Raw genomic sequence first — 19,110 nt, forward strand, 5'->3', positions numbered from 1 at the left:
GCGGGCTGGCTCCCCGGCCGTTCTTGGGGCACGATCTGCGACGAGCCGTAAACCTACGGCTGCGTAACTTCGCCGGGAGTCCCTGGCAGACAGAAGGGTCCGCCCCGCCCATGGCCGAGTTCGTCTACCGTCCCGTGATCGGTTTCGCCCGCACGATGTTCAAGGTGTGGGATCTCAAGATCGACTGCCGGGGCTCGGAGAACATCCCGCGCCAGGGCGGCGCCGTGCTGGTGAGCAATCACATCAGCTATCTGGACTTCATCTTCAACGGACTGGCGGCGCTGCCGCAGAAGCGTCTGGTGCGGTTCATGGCGAAGGAGTCGGTGTTCCGGCACCGGATCTCCGGTCCGCTGATGCGCGGTATGAAGCACATCCCGGTGGACCGCGCCCAGGGCGAGGCGGCCTACGAGCACGCCCTCGGCTCGCTGCGCTCCGGTGAGGTGATCGGTGTCTTCCCGGAGGCCACCATCTCGGAGTCCTTCACCCTCAAGAGCTTCAAGTCCGGTGCCGCCCGGCTGGCGCAGGAGGCCGGGGTGCCGCTGATCCCGATGGCCGTCTGGGGCACCCAGCGCCTGTGGACCAAGGGGCACCCGCGCAACTTCCGGCGCAGCCACACCCCGGTCACGGTCCGGGTGGGCGAGGCCGTCGAGGCGCCGCGCGACCAGTACGCGGGAGCGATCACGCGGCGGCTGCGCGAGCGTGTGCAGGAGCTGCTGGAGGCCGCCCAGCGCGCCTACCCGGTCCGCCCGAAGGGCCCGGAGGACACCTGGTGGATGCCCGCGCACCTGGGCGGCACGGCTCCCACGCCGGAGCAGCTGCGCACCGCCGCGGCGCACTGAGGCCGCCCTGCCGTCTGCCCATGACCGGGTGAACTGCCGTAACCTGAAGGCCGGTTCGTACATCGCAACCGCCATCCGGTCCGGGCGGACGGCCGCGCCGGGACGGATGCCGGGACGGGGGGTTCCATGGCCACGATCGGTCTCATGTTCGGCCTGTTCGCCGCGATCGCCGCGTGGCTGGTCGTGGTGGTCCTGCGCCGCCGCAGCAGCACCACGCACAACGCGGACGGTCTCCTCATCGAACAGGCCAGCCGGATCCAGGCGCAGCGGGACCGCAGCGCGTACTCCACGCTGTCGATGCACAACACCATGCCGACCATGAGCGACCAGTTCCGCCGTCCCTGAGGCTCAGGCCGCGGACTTCGGGCCCCGCACGGTGACGCGGGCACCCGGGCTGGACTTCTCCAGCAGTTCGGCGAGTTCGCCGGCCGCCCGCACCACGTCGGCGACGGGCATCGGCGCCAGGCTCTCCAGCAGGAAGAGGCCCGAGGCGGTGCGGTCGGTGAGCCGGGTGCGCGGGCCCTGGCGCCAGTTCCAGCGGCGGCAGGTGACCCCGGCCCCGTCGCACCACACGACCTCGCCGGGCTCGGGGTGCTCGACGACCTCCTCGCCGCCGGCCACGGTCACGAAGTCCTCCTCGCCGCCGGCGCGCACCAGGCGCATACCGCCCTGGATCAGGTCCATGTCCTCGCCGCCGACGGGGATCAGGTGGGCGACGCTGATGGCGTTGTAGAGGTCGACGAGGGCGTTGACGCGGGGCAGACCGGCGCCGGAGAGGGCGCGCCTGGCCAGGGCCTCGGCGGAGTTGCGGGTGCGCGACGGCTTGGCACCGAAGGCGGTGTAGGTCTCGCGCCAGGCCGCCATGTGCGGGTCCTCGTGCGGGGCGCGGCCGTCCAGGCGGGCGGCCATCCGGCGCGCCGCGTCGTCCAGGAGCGCCGAACCGGCCTCGGTGCTGGGGCCGTTCACGAGGCCGTGCGCCTCGACGGCCACATGGGTGAAGCCGGGCGCGAGCGCGCGCACCTCGTCGGACACGGTGAGGGTGAGCGTCATGGTCCGTCCGTCTCGCGGGTCACAGGTGGGTGGGGAGCGCCGCGGCCAGCGCCGACCGGTCGGGGGCGGCCTTCAGGGCGGCGAGCACCGCCGGATGAGGTTCAGCGTACAGTACCGGGTAGTCCATCTCATTCGACTCGGGATCGGGCACGAAGGCCAGGCGTTCACCTCCGAGGGAGAACTGCGCGTCGACGCCCGGCTTGTTGCCGCGCGGGTCCTGGCGGTGCCAGGCGCCGTTGAACCGTACGGCGACCAGGCCGTGCAGGACGTGACCGCCGCCGTCATCCCAGGTCAGCCGCTGGTAGCAGAGGGCGGCGGGGATGTCCTCGGCGCGCAGCAGGGCGGCCAGGGCATGGGCCTTGGCGTGGCAGATGCCGGTGCGCTGCCGCAGGACGTCGGAGGCCCGCCAGGTGACGCGCGGATCCTCAGAGTCCTGCGAGTGCGGAATGGTGTCGCGCACGAACTCGTACGCGGACCGTGCATAGGCATACGAGTCTGCCACCCCCTCGGCCAGCCGGGCCGCGGTCTCGCGTACCACCGGGTGTTCATGGTCGATCGCCTCGTCGGCGGCGAGATAAGCGGACAGGTCGGGGGTGTGCTGGGTCAGCTCCATGCCCGCAGAGCATAGGAATGCGATCACTCGACAGTCAATGACTTTACGAATGATCGCATAACTATGCAGATACTGAGCGGTCCTGACCGCCCCTGTCAGCCGCGCGCCATCTCTTCCTTCAGCGCGGCGAGGAACGCGTCCACGTCGTCCTCCGTGGTGTCGAACGAGCACATCCAGCGCACGACACCCTCGGTCTCGTCCCAGAAGTAGAAGCGGAACCTCTTCTGGAGCCGTTCGCTCACGTCGTGGGGCAGCTTGGCGAAGACGCCGTTGGCCTGCACCGGGTAGAGGACCTCCACGCCGTGCACCGCGCGCACGCCCTCCGCGAGCCGCTGGGCCATCTCGTTGGCGTGCCGGGCGTTGCGCAGCCACAGGTCCTTGGCGAGCAGGGCCTCCAGCTGCACCGAGACGAAGCGCATCTTCGAGGCGAGCTGCATGCTCATCTTGCGGATGTGCTTCATCCGGCGCACGGCGTCCTGGTTGAGGACGACGACCGCCTCGCCGAACATGGCGCCGTTCTTCGTCCCGCCCAGCGAGAGGATGTCGACGCCGACCGCGTTGGTGAAGGTCCGCATCGGGACGTCCAGGGAGGCGGCGGCGTTGGCTATCCGGGAGCCGTCCAGGTGCACGGTCATGCCGTGGGCGTGGGCGTGCTCGCAGATCGCGCGGATCTCCCCGGGCGTGTAGAGGGTGCCCAGCTCCGTGCTCTGGGTGATCGAGACGACCTGCGGCATCGCGCGGTGCTCGTCCTCCCAGCCGTACGCCTGCCGGTCGATCAGCTCGGGGGTGAGCTTGCCGTCGGGGGTGGGCACGGTGAGCAGCTTGAGGCCGCCCATGCGCTCGGGGGCGCCGCCCTCGTCGACGTGGATGTGCGCGCTGTCCGCGCAGATCACCGCGCCCCAGCGGTCGGTGACCGCCTGGAGCGCGACGACGTTGGCGCCGGTCCCGTTGAAGACGGGGAACGCCTCGGCGCCGGCGCCGAAGTGGCCGCGCACGACGCGCTGGAGGTTCCCGGTGTAGTCGTCCTCGCCGTACGCGACCTGGTGGCCGCCGTTGGCCAGGGCCAGGGCGGCGAGCACCTCCGGGTGCACCCCGGCGTAGTTGTCGCTGGCGAAGCCGCGGACCTCCGGGTCGTGGTGGCGGCGCGCGTCGGTCTTGGCAGGGTTCACGGCTGCTCGGTCAGCCACAGACGTTTTCCGTTCACTTCCGCGGCGGACTTGCTCCAGACGTCGGTGATGGCCTCGGCCAGGTCCTTGACGTCCGTGAAGCCCGCGAACTTCGCGTTGGGCCGCTCGGCGCGCATCGCGTCGTGCACCAACGCCTTCACCACCAGGATCGCAGCCGCCGACGTGGGCCCTTCGGCGCCCTCCGCCTTCCCGGCCTTGCGGAAGTAGTCGGCCATGGCCAGCGTCCACGCCTCGGCGGCGGCCTTGGCGGCGGAGTACGCGGCGTTGCCCGCCGTGGGCTTGCTGGCACCCGCGGCGCTGATCAGCAGATACCGCCCGCGGTCGCTGCGCTGGAGCGCCTCGTGGAAGGCCAGGGAGGTGTGCTGCACCGTCTTGACGAGCAGCAGCTCCAGGAAGTCCCAGTCGTCCAGGCTGGTCTTGGTGAAGGTCTCGCTGCCGCGCCAGCCGCCGACGAGATGGACCAGGCCGTCGACGCGGCCGAAGTCCTTCTCGACGTGCGCGGCCCACTCCCGGGTGGACTGGAGGTCGAGCAGGTCGACCGTGTCGCCGGTGACGCTGGCCCCGCCGGAGGCGTAGCGCGCGGCGTCCACGGCCTCGGAGAGCCGCTCGGGGTCGTTGTCCGCCCCGACGACGGTGGCGCCCGCCTCGGCGAGCCTGAGCAGCGTCGCCCGGCCGGCGGGTCCGCCCGCGCCGGCCACCGCGATCACCGCACCGCTGAGAGCCCCGTTGCCCGCCATCTTCTTCGCCTCCGTAGCAGCAGTGTTCTGGACGCGGTCGCTCACGCGGCGACCTGCTCGGTGCCGTCCGCCGTGATCCCCTTGGTGGAGGCGATCACGTTCTTCAGCTTCTTGGACAGTGCCTCGTAGAACATGCTGAGCGGAAACTCGTCCGGAAGCACGTCATCGACGAGCTTGCGCGGCGGCAGGCTCAGGTCGAGGGCGTCGGGGCCCTTGGCCCACTTGGAGCCGGGGTGCGGGGCGAGATAGCGGGAGACCAGCTCGTACCCGGCGAACCAGTGCACCAGCTTCGGGCGGTCTATGCCGTCGCGGTAGAGCGTCTCGATCTCGGCGCACAGCTGGTTGGTGACCTGCGGGGCGCGCTCCCAGTCGATGGCGAGCTTGTTGTCCGTCCAGCGGACCACGTCGTGCTTGTGCAGATAGGCGAAGAGCAGCTGGCCGCCGAGGCCGTCGTAGTTGCGGACGCGCTCGCCGGTGACCGGGAAGCGGAACATCCGGTCGAAGAGCACCGCGTACTGCACGTCACGGGCCTGACCGACGCCGTCCTGCTCCAGCTTCACGGCCTCCTTGAAGGCGGTGAGGTCGCAGCGCAGCTCCTCCAGACCGTACATCCAGAACGGCTGGCGCTGCTTGATCATGAACGGGTCGAAGGGCAGGTCGCCGTGGCTGTGGGTGCGGTCGTGGACCATGTCCCACAGGACGAACGCCTCCTCGCAGCGCTTCTGGTCGTGGACCATGGCGGCGATGTCCTCGGGCAGCCTCAGGCCCAGCAGGTCCACGGCGGCGGCGGTCACGCGGCGGAAGCGGGCGGCCTCCCGGTCGCAGAAGATGCCACCCCAGGAGAATCGTTCCGGCGCCTCGCGCACGGCGATCGTCTCGGGGAAGAGCACGGCGGAGTTGGTGTCGTAGCCCGCCGTGAAGTCCTCGAACGTGATGCCGCAGAAGAGCGGGTTGTCGTACCGGGTGCGCTCCAGCTCGGCCAGCCAGTCCGGCCAGACCATCCGCAGCACGACCGCCTCCAGATTGCGGTCCGGGTTGCCGTTCTGCGTGTACATCGCGAAGACGACCAGATGCTGGAGTCCGTCCACGCGGTGCGCGGCCGGCTGGAAGGCCAGCAGGGAGTCGAGGAAGTCGGGCACCTCGAAGCCGCCGTCGGCCCAGCGGCGCAGATCGGCGACGAGCGCCCGGTGGTAGTCGGCGTCGTGCGGCAGCAGGGCGGACAGCTCCGTCACGGCGTCGCACACACGCGCCACGGCCGCCTCGGCGTCCTCGCGCGCGGGCGCTCCCTCGGCCTCGAAGTCGATCGATCCGTCCTTCGACTGCCATGGCCGGATCTGCTCCACGGCATCCTTGAGCACGGGCCACGCCGGGTGCTCGATCACCCTGCTCGCCGGAGGAACCTGCCCCTCCGGACCCACCTGCACAAGAATTTCCGTCATGACCCACCCTCCACGGGAGAAGCTCGCGTAAGAAGACCGTATACATATGAGCTTTCTTCCAGCAAGGGCAGCCTCCGAAAATTATCCTGCGGGCGCGCATTCTCACCGACTATTTTCCTGCCCGGCACCCGTATGGCGGCTACTTCCCGTAGGTCGATCGAGTGATGCCACCCCCGGTCGGCGGTACGGCGGTTTCCCGCCACGCACGGGCGGCGGTGCCGCCGGGGGCCCTCCCCGGTCAACGCGACCGGGACTCGCCCACGCCCGGGTGACCGCGCCAGGGGGCACGGCCCCGGCGCCGCCCGGCCGTCACCCCACTGCTCCGTGTACGCAGGGGTTCAACCCGACTCCGGACCGTTAGGCTGCGGCACTGCCGCGTGGACGACGAGGTCCCTGAGGTCCGCGGGCGAGCCGAGCCGCCGTCGACGGAAGCGAGTTGAACCTTGAACTTCCTTACCATCGGTCACCGCGGGATCATGGGTGTGGAGCCCGAGAACACCCTCCGTTCGTTCGTCGCCGCCCAGCAGGCCGGCCTCGACGCCATCGAACTCGATCTGCACCTGAGCAAGGACGGCGCCCTCGTCGTCATGCACGACGCCGACGTGGACCGCACGACGGACGGCAGCGGCCCGATCGCCGACAAGACCCTGGCCGAGCTGCGCGCGCTGGACGCGGGCCGCGGCGAGCGGATCCCGCTGTTCGAGGAGGTGCTCGACGCCGTACGGGCGCCGTTGCAGGCCGAGATCAAGGACGTGGCGGCGGCGAAGGCGCTCGCGGAGGTGATGCGCCGCCGCGACCTGGTCGCCCGGGTCGAGGTGCTGTCCTTCCACGACGAGGCCCTCCGCGAGATCACCCGGCTGGTCCCCGGCGTCCGCACCGCCCTGGTCGCCGACCACTACGGCACCGAGGTCGTCGAACGCGCGGTCGGGGCCGGCGCGGGCACCCTCGTGCTGAACATCCGCAGGCTCACCCTGGAGGTCGTCGAGCACGCCCGCGCGGCCGGCCTGCGGATCATCGGCTGGGTGGTGAACACCACCGACCACCTCCGCCTGGTCCGCGCACTGGAGCTGGACGGCGCGACCACCGACTTCCCGGAGATCAAGCGCACCGGCCGCTTCACCGCGTAGCGCGCCCGCTACCCGAGCGGCTTGACCAGCAGCTCGAAGCGGAGGTCGGCGCGCTGCGGCACCCCGAAGCGCTCGTCGCCGTACGGGAAGGGGCTCATCCGTCCCGTACGGCGGTAGCCGCGCCGTTCGTACCAGGCGATCAGGTCCTCGCGCACCGAGATCACCGTCATGTGCATCTCCGTGACGCCCCACGCCTCGCGGACCTGCCGTTCCGCCTCCGCGATGATCAGCTTGCCGAGGCCCGCGCCCTGGAGGGCCGGGCTGACCGCGAACATGCCGAAGTAGGCGTGGTCGCCGCGGTGCTCCAGCTGGCAGCAGGCGACCACGCGGCCGTCCCGCTCCACCGTCAGCAGCCTGCTGTCGGGCGACTCGATCACGTCCAGCACGCCCCGGGGGTCGGTGCGCTGCCCGTGCAGGATGTCGGCCTCGGTGGTCCACCCGGCCCGGCTCGCATCTCCCCGGTACGCCGACTCGATCAGTGCCACCAGGGCCTCGACATCGGCGTCGGTGGCGTCGCGGAAGACCGGTGCGGTGGCGGCGGTGTCCATGGAGGGGCCTCTCGGGATCTCTGGCGCGGTGGGGCAGCACCGAGGGTATCTCTGTGGCTAGGGTGCGCCGCATGGTGCATGTACTCAGCAGCCGGGTACTGATCCGGCCCACGGACCCCGAGCGTTCCCGCGTCTTCTACGGCGAGCGGCTGGGCCTCGCCGTCCACCGTGAGTTCGGTACCGGCCCCGAGCGCGGCACCGTGTACTTCCTCGGGGGCGGCTTCCTGGAGCTGTCGGGGCGCTCCGAGGTGCCGCCGTCCACCGCCGTGCGGCTGTGGCTCCAGGTCGAGGACCTGGACGCCGCCCACGCCGAGCTGCGGGCGGCGGGGGTGGAGATCGTCCGTCCGCCGGTGCGCGAGCCGTGGGGGCTGATCGAGATGTGGATCGCCGATCCGGACGGCGTGCCCGTCGTGCTCGTCGAGGTCCCCGCCGAGCACCCGCTGCGCTACCGGCCGGCCATCTGAGCCGGACGCCCGCCCCGGCGCCCGGCGGCGCCCCAGGCCGTCCCCGGCCGTACGGCTCCCGCTGGCCACCGTCGGTGACCGGGGATAGCGTTCTGGTGGTGGGGGCGAGCCTTCCCGGAGGAGTGCCATGGAGTTCGACAAGCCGGTGATCGGCGGCCCCTGCTGGGCGGAGCTGGGGACCAGCGATCTGGAGGCGGCCAAGCGGTTCTACGGCGAGGTGTTCGGCTGGCACTGCGCCGCGCCGGACCCCCGGCCCGAGCTGCGGGGCTACACCGTCGCGCGCCTGGGGGGCGCGGCGGTGGCCGGGATCGGCCCGCTGTACCGGCCCACCCAGCCGGTCGCCTGGAACGTCTCGTTCGCCGTCGCCGACGACGACGCGGCAACGAACCGGGTGGTGGACGCCGGGGGCACGGTGATCCGCGGACCGATGGACATCTTCGACGAGGGCCGCCGCACGGTGGCCCTCGACCCGTCCGGCGCCGCCTTCCAGCTCTGGCAGGCCAAGGAGTTCGCCGGTGCCGCGGTGTTCAACCGGCCCGGCGCGCTGGGCTGGGTCGAGCTGGCGACCCGGGACGTCAAGCGGGCCCGGGACTTCTACACCGGTGTGTTCGGCTGGAGCGTCAACGCCTCGGAGTGGTACACGCAGTGGGGCATGCACGGCATGGACTTCGGCGGGGTGACCGCGCTGCACGAGCGCTTCCCCTCCGACGTGCCGCCGCAGTGGCTGCCCTACTTCGCCGCCGAGGACGTCGACGCCACCGCCGAGGTCGCGGCCCGCGCGGGGGCCCGCCTCCTCCAGGAGCCGGTCTCGGTCCCGCACGGGCCCCGCATGGCCGTCCTGTGCGACCCGCAGGGCGCGGCCCTCGGCGTCTACCAGACCGAGGACGGGACCGACGAGGAGACCGGGACCCGGCCCGCCGCCGGGGGCTGAGGCGACGGCGGGCCGGGCGCGGCCGGGGCGGTCGCGGGGAGGGGGGCGGCCGCGGGGGGCGGGGGCAGCCGGGCGGCCGGGGGCGGGGGCGGAGGCCGGTGCGGCGGTGTGCGGCGGTGCGGCGGTGCTCAGTCAGAAGCGGGCGGCGCCGGGGCGGCCCTCCAGACGGGTGAGGAGTTCGCCCAGCAGTGCGGCCAGATCGCCGCGGTCTCCGGTGTCGAGTCCGGCGAGCACGGTCCTCTCGTAGGCGAGCTGGTCCGGCAGCAGGCCGTCCACGAGGTCCCGGCCGGCCTCGGTGAGGCGCAGATGGGCGACGCGGCGGTCACGGGTGTCGCCGCGCCGCTCGACCAGGCCGCGTTCGGTGAGCTGTTTGAGCCGCTTGGTCACGGCCGCCCCCGAGGAGAAGGTCTCGCGGGCCAGCTCGCTCGGGGTCAGTTCGTGGCCGGTCCGGCGCAGCGCGCCCAGCAGGTCGAACTCGGGCCGGCTCAGCCCCGCCCGGCGCAGGGGGGCGTCCTCCGCCTGCTGGAGGAGCGCGGAGCAGCGGTTGATACGGCCGATGATCTCCATCGGGGCCGTGTCCAGCTCGGGGTGGACGGCCCGCCACTGCCGGACGACACCGGCCACGGTGTCGTCCGGGGCGGGTCCGGCAGCGGCGGCTGCCGCGTCCGCCGCGTCCGCCTCTGGATCATCGGCCGCCGCTGGAGCACCGGCCGGCTCGGCGGGCAGGACGGCCGACGGCTCGGCGGACGGCTCCGGGGGCTCCTGCGGCGCCGGGTACAGCTCCGGCGCCGGTGGATCTGTCCGCCCGGTGGAGTCCGTCCGCCCGATGGAGCCCGTCCGTCCGGTGGAGTCCGGGTGCTCCCGGCCGTGGGGCGTGTCGCCGGCCCCCGCCGCCGTGGGTACCGGTCGTCCGTTGCTCGCCGTCATGGCCGTGCGTCCTCCGTCGTCCTGCCCGTGCTCGTCACCGGGGCATGCAGCCCCAGGCGTCGTACCGTCGCGGCGAGCGTACGGTGTGCGGACTGCTCGGTGAGCACGACCCGCTCCTGGGGCAGCGCGCGCTGCCACCACTCCCCGGCGGCGGCGTCGGCGGTGGCGCGCAGTTCGACCAGCGCGGCGGCCAGGGACCGGCGGGCGGACTCCAGGGCCGTCCGGTCGGGCCGCGGTTCGGCGAGCAGGCGCGCGGCCCTCTCGCGGGCCCGGTCCACGGCGGTCAGCGCGTCTCCGACCCGGTCCCCCGCCCGGCGGTTGGTGACGGCGACGGCGGCCACGAAGCCGACCAGGGCGCCGACGACGGTGTCCACGGCCCGCTCGGTCATCAGCTCCCCCGCCGGATGCTGTCCGGCGAACTCGGTGACGAGCAGCGCCATGGGGGTCACGCAGATGCTGCCGAGCCAGTAGTTGCGGCCCATCAGCGCCTCGGCGCCGAAGTTGAGGGCCACGCAGACCAGGACGAGGGCCAGGCCGCCCGTGTGGGCGAGCGGGACGAGCGCGGCGAAGACGAGGACGCCGACGAGGTTGCCGACGACCCGCTGCACACCGCGGCTCCAGGTGAGCATGACGTTGGCCTGGTAGAGGGAGGCGGCGGTGACCAGCGCCCAGTAGGGGCGGCCGATGCCCAGGGCCAGGGAGGCGTATCCGGCGAGCGCGCAGCCGAGCGCGGTCCGCACGGCGATGGGTGCCAGCGGGCCGAGCCGGCTCCACCAGGGGCGGTGGGGGGCGCCGGCCTCGGCGTGGACGCCGAGGAGTTCGTCGGTGGCCGCCGCCGTCTCACCGGCCCGCGGAACCGGACCGCTGCCGCACAGCTCGCGCGCCCAGGTCCGCAGCCGCTCCGGGTCGGCGTCGGCGGGCGCGGCGAGGGCGACCTCGGCCCGGATGACGAGCCGGGCGAGATCGCGCCGGGAGGCGGCCCGCGCCCCGGCGACCGGCAGCGCCTGCCAGGCGGCCTGCACGGCGGCGGCCGCCGCGGCGCGCAGGCGGGCGTGGCCGTCCCCGGTGCCGCGGGTGGCGGCGTACGCGGCGGCGGCGTTCAGCGCCTGCGCGGTGGCCCGGCGCTCCGGGCCGTGCGGGCGCAGCAGGCCGGGCGCCATGCAGACCAGCCAGGCCCAGGCAGCGGCGGCCAGGGCCAGCGCGAGGTGGGCGGGGACCTGGCCGAGCGTCTGCGGGGCGAACAGGGACGCGGAGCTGATGAAGGTCAGGACCACGTTGCCGGGCGGGCCCACCCGGGTCGCGTCGCACAGGGCCTTCTGCGCGGCGGCCATGAGCGCGCCGACCGCGACCAGGACGACGGGGTCGCGGGTGAGCGAGGCGGTGACCAGGGAGAGGGCGAGGCCGCCGACCATGCCGAGCACCACCCAGGCCAGGACCCGGGCGCGGGCGGCGTAGGGGCGGTTGTGGGCGTACAGGGCGCACAGCGATCCGGCCATGGTGTACATGGCCAGGTCGAGCCGGCCGAGGGCGAGCAGCGTGAGGTTCGGCGGCGCGACGGAGACGACCGAGCTGAGTGCGGGCTTGAACCAGATGTCGGACGGACGGCCGAGCCGCAGCACGCCGGTGAGCGGGAGCCGCCGGGCGCTCCGGGCCGGAGCCGGATCCGGGGCTGAGGTGGCGGGGGCAGGAGTGGGGGTGCGGTTCGGCTCGGGGGAAGGGTTCGCACTGCTCATGAGACAACCTTAACAGGTGTTTTACCTGTAAAGCATATGACGGGAGGACCGGGCGCCCGGCGTGCGCGCTCCCGGGCACGCTCCCCCCATACCTCCTTGCGCTCGTGTGCGCACCGTGTGCCCCGGGCATCGCTTGACCGAGCGGAAGGCCGCCGAACCGCGGTCCGGACCTTCGAGCGGGAGGTGGGCGGGTGCACGCACCGGCTTCGCCCGGCTGGCTGCTGGTCGCGCTGTGCGCGGCGACCGGCGCCTACTGTCTGCTGCGCATGCGCAGCCCCGACCAGGAGCAGCGCCGCTCGGCGGGCGGTGAGGCGCTGATGGGCTTCGGCATGGCCGCCATGGCCGTGCCCGCCGCCGTGTTCACCCCGCCCGCCTGGGCCTGGCCGGTCTACGCGGCGGTCTTCGGCGTCGCGGCGCTGCGCGCCCTGTGGGCGGCGCGGACCGGCCCGCAGCACCATCTGCACCACCTGGTGGGGACGTCTGCGATGGTCTACATGTCGCTGGCCATGGCCGCCGCCCCCCAGGGGCACCACCACGCCCACGGCGGCTCCGGCGTCCCCCTCCTCACCGGCGCCCTGCTGCTGTACTTCGCCGGATACGTCCTGCTCAGCGGCGCCCGCCTGGTCCCGGCCGTGGCGGGCCCCCAGGGCACGGGCATACGCACGGGCACCGGCCACGGTTCCGGGGCGCCCGGTGGCCCGGGGTGGGGCGACCGGCCCGAACTGGCGCGCGTCTGCCGCCTGTCGATGGGGATGGCGATGGTGGCGATGCTGCTGACGATGTGAGACCGGGGCGCGGAGCACCGGCCGTCCCGCTCCGTGGCCTGTGTCACTTTGCCGCGCGAGCCGCCCCCTGAGCGCCCGTCCGCTCAATAGGGTGCTCGCATGATGGTCCCCGCGGTCCTGTTGCTGATCGGCGCGCTGTTCGCCGTCGCCGCGCCCCGGCTCCTCGCCCGAGCCGACTGGCCGGACCGGGAACCGGTGGTCGCGCTGTGGGTCTGGCAGTGCGTGGTGGCCGCCGTCCTGCTGTGCTGCGCGCTGTCGATGACGCTCAGCGCCGCCGCGGCGTGGCAGGAGGTGCGCGGGCACGTCTTCGCCACGGCGCCGAGCGCGGTGGTGGAGGCGTACGCGCTGGGCGCGGCCGGTGCCTGGGCGCCGACGACCGCGGTGGCCCTCGCCTGCGGTGGGGTGTGGAGCGCCGCGATGCTGGTCCGCGAGGTCGTACGGGCCCGGACACGGCGCCGTCACCGGCGGGCCGAACTCCTCGTCCGCGCACCGCTGCTGCCCGGCGAGCAGAGCGGAACGGGCCGGCTGGTCGTCCTGGAGGGTGAGCGGCCGGAGGCCTGGTGGCTGCCCGGCGCGTCACCCCGCCTGGTCGTCACGACCGCCGCGCTGCGCCGTCTGAAAGGGCGACAGCTGGACGCCGTGCTCGCCCATGAGCAGGGCCATGCGCGGGCCCGCCACGACTGGCTGCTGCACTGCTCGGCGGCGCTGGCGGACGGCTTTCCGCAGGTGCCGGTGTTCGCCGCGTTCCGGGACGAGATGCACCGCCTGGTGGAACTCGCCGCCGACGACATGGCCTCGCGCCGCTTCGGCCGGCTGACCACCGCTCTGGCCCTGGTCGAACTCAACGAGCACCGGGGCGTCTTCGGCCCGTGCCCCGCCCCGCGGGGCCAGGTGCGGCAGCGGGTGCACCGGCTGCTCACTCCCCCGGACCGGCTCACCGCCGCCCACCGGCTGCGCCTGACGGCGGTGGCGGCGCTGGTGCCGGTGGTGCCGGTCCTGGTCACCCTGGTACCGGGGCTGCGGGCGCTGGGCTGAGTCCCGCGCGACCGGGGCCACAGCCCGCGACCGGCCCCGACCGGGCGTGCCGCGCCCGGATATGCGGAGCATCGGGCGGGCGGAGCATCGGGCGGGCGGAGCATCGGGCGGGCGGAGCATCGGGCGGGCGGGGCATCGGGCGGCCCGGTGTTTCACCGGCCGCCGGGCGGCCAGTATCGCGTCATGCGCCCCGCCCCCGTTCCCTCCCCTCCCTCACCGTCCCCGCGCCCGTCGCGCTGTCCCCCGGTCCGGCGGGCGGCAGCCGCGCGCCTCGCGGCCGTGCTGGGCCTGTGCGCCGCGGTGCCCGCGGTGCTGGTCGCCCTGCGGTGGCGGCCCCTGACCGCGTTCGACGGCGCCGTGGCCCGTGCCGCGCACCGCCGGGCGGTCGCCGAGCCGGGGGTCACCCGCGCCTGCCGCGTCCTCACCGACTGGGTGTGGGACCCGCTGACCCTGCGCCTGCTGTGCGCGGTGGTCGCGGTGTGGCTCGTACGGCGGGCCGCCGCCTGGCGGACGGCGGCGTGGCTGGTGTGCACCTGCGCGCTGGGCGCCCTGCTGCAACAGGGCCTCAAGGCGGCCCTGGGCCGGGACCGGCCGGTCTGGCCCGATCCGGTGGACTCCGCAGCGTACGCGTCCTTCCCGTCGGGCCACGCGATGACCGCGACCGTGGTCTGCGGGCTGTTCCTCCGGCTGCTTCACCAGTACGGCACCGGGCGCGGGCCGTGGAGCGCCGCCCTGGCCCTGGCCGTGCTCTCGGTGGCGGGTGTCGGCCTGACGCGCGTCTGGCTGGGCGTCCACTGGCCCTCGGACGTCCTCGGCGGCTGGCTGCTCGGCGCCGCCGTGGTCGCGGCGGCCTGCGCCGTCCCAACGGGTGGCCCGCGCGCGGAAATTGAGCGAAGATCACCCTCATGACCGCTGTGCTGTTCGACTTCTCCGGGACCCTCTTCCGCGCCGAGTCCACCGAATCCTGGCTGCGCGCGGTGCTGGCGGAGGCCCGTCAGACCCTCGGCGAGCGGGAGTTGGCCGAGGCCGCCCGTGGCCTGGAGGAGGCGGGCGCGCTGCCGGGCGGCGCGCCGCCCGTCCGGGTCCCGGCGGAACTGGCCGGGCTGTGGGGCGTGAGGGACCGCAGCGCCGACCGGCACCGGGCCGCCTACACCGCCATGTCCCGCCTGGTGGCCCTGCCCGACCCCGCGCTGCACGACGCCCTGTACGAGCGGCACATGACACCGGCCGCCTGGGCTCCGTACCCGGACGCGCGCGAGGTGCTGCGCACCCTGCGCGAGCGCGGCATCGCGGTGGGCGTGGTGAGCAACATCGGCTGGGACCTGCGCCCGGTGTTCCGCGCGCACGGCCTGGACGCCTACGTCGGCACGTACGTCCTGTCGTACGAGCACGGCGTCCAGAAGCCGGATCCGCGGCTGTTCGCCACGGCCTGCGCCGCGCTCGGCGCGCGGCCGCAGGACGTGCTGATGGTGGGCGACAGCCGTGAGGCCGACGGCGGCGCCGCGGCGCTGGGCTGCGCGGTGCACTTCGTGGACCACCTGCCCGTCGCGGAGCGCCCGGACGCGCTGCTCCCGGTGCTCGGCCTGGTGCCCCACCGCGCCCCGGCCGACCCGGCCGCTCCGGCGCACGACCGGACGGGCTGAGCGCGCCGGGCGACCGGATCAGGCCGTGCGCGGCAGGCGTGCGGGCCGCGGGCGCTCGGGGACGGCGGCCGGGGCCGGGCCGCCGTACAGGGCCGCCCGCAGGGGCGGGGCGAGGACGCGCCGTACGGCGGCGGCGTCCAGGGCGGCGACGGGGCCCAGCGGGTTCAGATAGCGGGTGAAGATCAGGCCGCCGAGCACCGCCACCGCCGCCGTGGCCCGCTCGGTGGCGTACCGGCCGCCGAGGTGCGCGGCGATCCGGCCGAGCACCTCGCGCTCCAGGAACTCCCGGAACACCCGCATGACGTCCTCGTCGCGCATCGCCACCGGTTCCAGGGCCGCGAATCCGGCGGCGCCGCCCTCCTCCGGTTCCTCCCAGAGCGCCGTCACGGCGTCGACGAGCCGTTCCGCCAGGTGCGCCGGATCGCCCTCCAGGGCGCGGGCGACGGCGGTCGAGCGGCCGCAGTCGATATTCATCGCCTCGCCGAACAGACCCTGCTTCGAACCGAAGTGGTAGCCGATGAGCGCGACGTCGACGTCCGCCGCGGCGGCGACGGCGCGCAGCGTCGTGCCCTGGTAGCCGCGGGCGAGGAACAGGGCGCGTGCCTCCTCGGCGATCCGGGTCCTGGTGGCGGGCCGGCCGCGTGGGCGGCCGCGGGTTTTATTCATCAGCGTTGAATATCGGCCCGCCCGGACGGCACTGTCAAGGCGTCCGGGCGCCTTCGAGCGGGGGCCGCCCGGACGGACCCCGCCCAGCGGGACCCGGCACCCGTCACCACCACCCACCGAGGAGATCCCCATGCGTATCGCCGTCTTCGGAGCCGGCGGCCCCACCGGCCGCGAACTGCTCACCCAGGCCCTCGCCGCCGGGCACGAGGTCACCGCGGTGACCCGCAGGCCGCAGGCCGTAGCCGCCCGCGAGGGGCTGACCGTGACCGCGGCGGACGCCCGGGACGCGGAGGCGGTCGCCGAGGTGGTCGCCGGTCAGGACGCGGTCCTCTCCGCGCTGGGCGTCCCGCCCGGAAAGGGTCCCGTCACCCTCTACTCGACGGCGGCCCGGCACATGACCGCCGCCATGGAACGGCACGGGGCCGGGCGGCTGCTGGTCGTCAGTTCCAGCGTCCTGGATCCCGGCTGGCGGCCGAGCGGGGCGTTCTTCTTCAACAACGTCCTCGATCCGTACGTCAACCGGGTGATCGCCCGCACCGCGCACGAGGACATGCGGCGGATGGAGGAGGTGGTGCGCGCGAGCCGCACGGACTGGACGATCGTGCGCCCTTCGGGTCTCTTCGACCATCCCGGGCCGACGCCGTACCTGCTCGCCGAGGACAGCGCGGACGGTGTCTTCACGGCCCGCTCCGACCTGGCCGCGAGCATGCTCGCCCAGGTGTCCGAGGACCGGTACTCGCGCCGCGCCATGGGGGTGGCGACCACGCGGGTGCGGCCGAACGTGCCCCGCATGATCTGGCGTGAGATCCGGAAGAACGCCGGTGCCGGCCGGCCGGAGGAGCGGGCCCTGGAAAGTAGCCCCAGGTAACCAATGGGGCGAAGGTGTGCCCGTCTCGGACGATCCCCCGCGTCGCCCGAGACGGGCGGCAGCCCGACCGCACCCCGTGAAGGGGGCGGCGCGCTGGCGTTGAGTATAGTTGGCTGGCAGCCAGTCAACGCAGGAGTTACAGGATGTCCCCGCGCAGCGCCTCGGTCAATGAAGAGTTGCGACGGCGTTCCCGGGAACGGCTTCTCCAGGCGGCCGTCGAACTGGTGGGCGAGCGCGGCTACGACGCGACGACGCTCGGGGACATCGCCGACCGCGCCGGCTCCGCACGCGGTCTGGTCTCGTACTACTTCCCCGGCAAGCGGCAGCTGGTCCAGTCCGCGGTGCACCGCCTGATGCACCGCACGCTGGAGGAGGCGCTGGAGCGCGAGCCGCGCACCGAGGACGGCGCGGAGCGGATGGCGCGGGCCATCGACGCGATCCTGGGCCTGGCCCGCGACCGGCCCGTCCTCATGCGCCACCACATGGCGGGGATCCTCCAGGCCGAGGGCTTCGTGCAGTGCCCCGAGCAGCAGCGCCTGTCGCACCTGCTGCGGGACACCGTGCTCCGGCACGGCTCGGCGAACGCCGACACCGACTACCCGATGCTGCGCGCACTGCTGATGGGCGCGGTCTACGCGGCACTGGTGCCCGGCGCCCCCATGCCCGTGCCGCTGCTGCGCGCGGAGCTGTTCGAGCGGTACCGGCTCGACCGGGACCTCGGCCTCTCCCCGGACGCCGGTGCGACCGGCGGACCCTGCGGCACGGACGTCTCCCGCTTCTTCGCCACCGGCCGGCCCCCGGCGGAACAGCCGGAGCCGTCTCCGGACCGGCCGGAGCCCTTCCCGGACCGCCCGGAGTGACGACGCGCGGACGCCCCGGCTCCGGGCGCCCGGAGCCGCTCCGCCCCGCGTGCGGAGCGGTCAGGCCGAGGTGAGGCGGGCGTCCTGGCGGGCGGCGGCGTCGAGCAAGGTGTCGAGCAGACCGGGGAACAGGCGGTCGAGGTCGTCGCGGCGCAGGCCGTTCATCTTGGCCGTGCCGCGGTAGATCTGCCGGATCACGCCCGCCTCGCGCAGCACCCGGAAGTGGTGTGTGGTGGTCGACTTGGTGACGGGCAGGTCGAAGTGCGAACAGGACAGTTCGCCGCCCTCGGCGGCGAGTTTCCGCACGATCTGCAGCCGCAGGGGCTCGGACAGCGCGTGCAGCACACCCTCCAGACGGATCTCCGCCCGCTCCGGATGCGGAAGGTCGCGGCTGCCGGCGGCGGGAACGGGGGCGATGGCGATCACGTGCGGCTCCACTTCGTACGGGCTGCCCATCCTACGATGCACGTCGTAGTTTGACAGTTGCCGTACTACGAGCGTTACCGTACAAGCCTGCCCCCTGTCCCGTGACGAATGGAGTCCGCCGTGAGCGCGCTCTTCGAGCCCTTCACCCTGCGCGAAGTGACGATCCCCAACCGGGTCTGGATGCCTCCGATGTGCCAGTACTCGGCCGCGCCCGAGGGCCCGGCGACCGGCGTGCCGAACGACTGGCACTTCGCCCACTACGCGGCGCGCGCGGCCGGCGGCACGGGTCTGATCGTCGTGGAGGCCACCGCCGTCTCGCCCGAGGGCCGGATCTCCCCCTACGACCTCGGCATCTGGAACGACGCCCAGGTCGAGGCGTTCCGCCGGATCACGGGCTTCCTGCGCGACCAGGGCACCGTACCGGCGATCCAGCTCGCGCACAGCGGGCGCAAGGCGTCGACCGAGCGGCCGTGGAAGGGCGGGGCGCCGCTCGGGCCCGAGGCGCACGGCTGGCAGCCGGTCGCGCCCAGCCCGGTGCCCTTCGCCGAGGGGCATCCCGTCCCGGACGAGCTGAGCGTCGAGCAGATCCGGGAGATCGTCGGCCAGTTCGCCGCGGCCGCGCGCCGGGCCCTGACCGCCGGCTTCGAGATCGCCGAACTGCACGGCGCCCACGGCTATCTGATCCACGAGTTCCTTTCGCCGCACTCCAACCACCGCACCGACGCCTACGGCGGCTCGTACGAGAACCGGGTGCGCTTCGCGCTGGAGGTCGTCGACGCGGTGCGTGCGGTGTGGCCGGACGACAAGCCGCTGTTCTTCCGCGTCTCCGCGACCGACTGGCTGGAGGAGGGCGGCTGGACGGCCGACGAGACGGTCCGCCTCGCCGCCGAGCTGCACGCCCACGGCATCGATCTGCTGGACGTCTCCACCGGCGGCAACGCCTCCGCCGCCCGCATCCCGGTCGGCCCCGGCTACCAGGTGCCGTTCGCGGCCCGGGTGAAGGCCGAGACGCCGATGCCGGTGGCCGCGGTCGGTCTGATCACCGAGGTGGAGCAGGCGGAGAAGATCGTCGCCAACGGCGAGGCGGACGCGGTGCTCCTCGGCCGCGAGCTGCTGCGCAGCCCGTCCTGGGCCCGGCAGGCGGCCCGCGAGCTGGCCGCCCCGGTGCATGTGCCGGACCAGTACCACCGCTCCGTCTGAGCGACGGTGCCGAGCGGGCCGCCGGGAACTGT

Annotated in this window: 22 protein-coding genes; 12 read left to right on the plus strand and 10 right to left on the minus strand. The window is 73.8% G+C overall.

The genetic code is table 11. The annotated features are described in order from the left end of the window. Nucleotides 1-110 precede the first annotated feature (110 nt). A complete protein-coding gene (locus A8713_RS03565) occupies nt 111-839 on the plus strand; it encodes a lysophospholipid acyltransferase family protein (protein ID WP_064531372.1) in 729 nt (242 codons plus the stop codon). A 126-nt stretch (nt 840-965) separates the two neighbouring features. Beyond that, nucleotides 966-1,184, plus strand: coding sequence for a hypothetical protein (locus tag A8713_RS03570; RefSeq protein WP_064531373.1), 219 nt, complete (start codon nt 966-968; stop codon nt 1,182-1,184). 3 nt (nt 1,185-1,187) lie between these two features. Here A8713_RS03570 and A8713_RS03575 read toward each other — a convergent pair whose 3' ends face one another. The 5 genes from A8713_RS03575 to A8713_RS03595 all read right to left on the minus strand — a co-directional run bounded on the left by A8713_RS03575 (nt 1,188) and on the right by A8713_RS03595 (nt 5,865). After that, nucleotides 1,188-1,889 (minus strand): B3/B4 domain-containing protein, encoded by a 702-nt coding sequence (locus tag A8713_RS03575; protein WP_064531374.1) that lies wholly within the window; start codon nt 1,887-1,889, stop codon nt 1,188-1,190. Nucleotides 1,890-1,908: 19 nt separating this feature from the next. Then, nucleotides 1,909-2,502: a transglutaminase-like domain-containing protein gene (locus A8713_RS03580; protein WP_064531375.1), complete on the minus strand. Its 594-nt coding sequence runs from the start codon at nt 2,500-2,502 to the stop codon at nt 1,909-1,911. A 95-nt stretch (nt 2,503-2,597) separates the two neighbouring features. Further along, a complete protein-coding gene (locus A8713_RS03585) occupies nt 2,598-3,671 on the minus strand; it encodes a threonine aldolase family protein (RefSeq protein WP_064531376.1) in 1,074 nt (357 codons plus the stop codon). Continuing rightward, entirely contained in the window at nt 3,668-4,426 is a 759-nt protein-coding gene (locus tag A8713_RS03590; RefSeq protein ID WP_064531377.1) for an SDR family NAD(P)-dependent oxidoreductase, read from the minus strand. Before A8713_RS03590 ends, A8713_RS03585 begins: the two co-directional genes overlap by 4 nt. A gap of 41 nt (nt 4,427-4,467) precedes the next feature. Next, the gene (locus A8713_RS03595) at nt 4,468-5,865 is read right to left on the minus strand and encodes a DUF6421 family protein (protein WP_064531378.1); all 1,398 of its coding nucleotides are present in this window, start codon (nt 5,863-5,865) and stop codon (nt 4,468-4,470) included. A 443-nt stretch (nt 5,866-6,308) separates the two neighbouring features. On the opposite strand from A8713_RS03595, the gene A8713_RS03600 reads away from it, so the two are divergent. Further along, entirely contained in the window at nt 6,309-6,992 is a 684-nt protein-coding gene (locus A8713_RS03600; protein WP_079158824.1) for a glycerophosphodiester phosphodiesterase, read from the plus strand. Between the two features lie 8 nt (nt 6,993-7,000). Here A8713_RS03600 and A8713_RS03605 read toward each other — a convergent pair whose 3' ends face one another. Beyond that, nucleotides 7,001-7,540 carry a GNAT family N-acetyltransferase gene (locus tag A8713_RS03605; protein ID WP_064531380.1) on the minus strand — a complete coding sequence of 180 codons (540 nt, stop codon included), beginning with the start codon at nt 7,538-7,540 and terminating at the stop codon, nt 7,001-7,003. 71 nt (nt 7,541-7,611) lie between these two features. Between A8713_RS03605 and A8713_RS03610 the strand changes: the two genes are divergently transcribed. Then, nucleotides 7,612-8,004: a VOC family protein gene (locus A8713_RS03610; RefSeq protein WP_064531381.1), complete on the plus strand. Its 393-nt coding sequence runs from the start codon at nt 7,612-7,614 to the stop codon at nt 8,002-8,004. 127 nt (nt 8,005-8,131) lie between these two features. Continuing rightward, nucleotides 8,132-8,935, plus strand: a complete 804-nt coding sequence (locus A8713_RS03615; RefSeq protein ID WP_064531382.1) for a VOC family protein — start codon at nt 8,132-8,134, stop codon at nt 8,933-8,935. Nucleotides 8,936-9,067: 132 nt separating this feature from the next. Here A8713_RS03615 and A8713_RS34065 read toward each other — a convergent pair whose 3' ends face one another. Together A8713_RS34065 and A8713_RS03625 are read right to left on the minus strand one after the other, a co-directional pair. Further along, the gene (locus A8713_RS34065; protein ID WP_237305524.1) at nt 9,068-9,559 is read right to left on the minus strand and encodes a MarR family winged helix-turn-helix transcriptional regulator; all 492 of its coding nucleotides are present in this window, start codon (nt 9,557-9,559) and stop codon (nt 9,068-9,070) included. Nucleotides 9,560-9,858: 299 nt separating this feature from the next. Then, nucleotides 9,859-11,481, minus strand: a complete 1,623-nt coding sequence (locus A8713_RS03625; protein WP_064531383.1) for an FUSC family protein — start codon at nt 11,479-11,481, stop codon at nt 9,859-9,861. 305 nt (nt 11,482-11,786) lie between these two features. Here A8713_RS03625 and A8713_RS03630 point away from each other — a divergent pair, with 305 nt between their 5' ends. From A8713_RS03630 to A8713_RS03645, 4 genes are all read left to right on the plus strand, one after another. After that, entirely contained in the window at nt 11,787-12,380 is a 594-nt protein-coding gene (locus A8713_RS03630; RefSeq protein ID WP_064531384.1) for a DUF5134 domain-containing protein, read from the plus strand. 99 nt (nt 12,381-12,479) lie between these two features. Further along, nucleotides 12,480-13,415 (plus strand): M56 family metallopeptidase, encoded by a 936-nt coding sequence (locus tag A8713_RS03635; RefSeq protein WP_064531385.1) that lies wholly within the window; start codon nt 12,480-12,482, stop codon nt 13,413-13,415. Between the two features lie 183 nt (nt 13,416-13,598). After that, a complete protein-coding gene (locus A8713_RS03640) occupies nt 13,599-14,324 on the plus strand; it encodes a phosphatase PAP2 family protein (RefSeq protein ID WP_443069696.1) in 726 nt (241 codons plus the stop codon). Continuing rightward, nucleotides 14,321-15,058, plus strand: coding sequence for an HAD family hydrolase (locus A8713_RS03645; RefSeq protein WP_064531387.1), 738 nt, complete (start codon nt 14,321-14,323; stop codon nt 15,056-15,058). Before A8713_RS03640 ends, A8713_RS03645 begins: the two co-directional genes overlap by 4 nt. Before the next feature lie 18 nt (nt 15,059-15,076). On the opposite strand, the gene A8713_RS03650 is transcribed toward A8713_RS03645, so the two are convergent. Next, on the minus strand, nt 15,077-15,724 hold the full coding sequence (locus A8713_RS03650; RefSeq protein WP_064531388.1) for a TetR/AcrR family transcriptional regulator: 648 nt from the start codon (nt 15,722-15,724) through the stop codon (nt 15,077-15,079). A gap of 130 nt (nt 15,725-15,854) precedes the next feature. Between A8713_RS03650 and A8713_RS03655 the strand changes: the two genes are divergently transcribed. Both A8713_RS03655 and A8713_RS03660 read left to right on the plus strand, forming a co-directional pair. After that, nucleotides 15,855-16,592 carry an NAD(P)-dependent oxidoreductase gene (locus A8713_RS03655; protein WP_064531389.1) on the plus strand — a complete coding sequence of 246 codons (738 nt, stop codon included), beginning with the start codon at nt 15,855-15,857 and terminating at the stop codon, nt 16,590-16,592. Nucleotides 16,593-16,735: 143 nt separating this feature from the next. After that, the gene (locus tag A8713_RS03660) at nt 16,736-17,452 is read left to right on the plus strand and encodes a TetR/AcrR family transcriptional regulator (protein ID WP_064531390.1); all 717 of its coding nucleotides are present in this window, start codon (nt 16,736-16,738) and stop codon (nt 17,450-17,452) included. 60 nt (nt 17,453-17,512) lie between these two features. Here A8713_RS03660 and A8713_RS03665 read toward each other — a convergent pair whose 3' ends face one another. Then, entirely contained in the window at nt 17,513-17,908 is a 396-nt protein-coding gene (locus tag A8713_RS03665; protein ID WP_064531391.1) for an ArsR/SmtB family transcription factor, read from the minus strand. 90 nt (nt 17,909-17,998) lie between these two features. Here A8713_RS03665 and A8713_RS03670 point away from each other — a divergent pair, with 90 nt between their 5' ends. After that, a complete protein-coding gene (locus A8713_RS03670; protein ID WP_064537217.1) occupies nt 17,999-19,078 on the plus strand; it encodes an NADH:flavin oxidoreductase/NADH oxidase in 1,080 nt (359 codons plus the stop codon). The last annotated feature ends 32 nt before the right edge of the window (nt 19,079-19,110 follow it).

Source organism: Streptomyces sp. SAT1 (assembly GCF_001654495.1).
Lineage (GTDB): Bacteria > Actinomycetota > Actinomycetes > Streptomycetales > Streptomycetaceae > Streptomyces > Streptomyces andamanensis.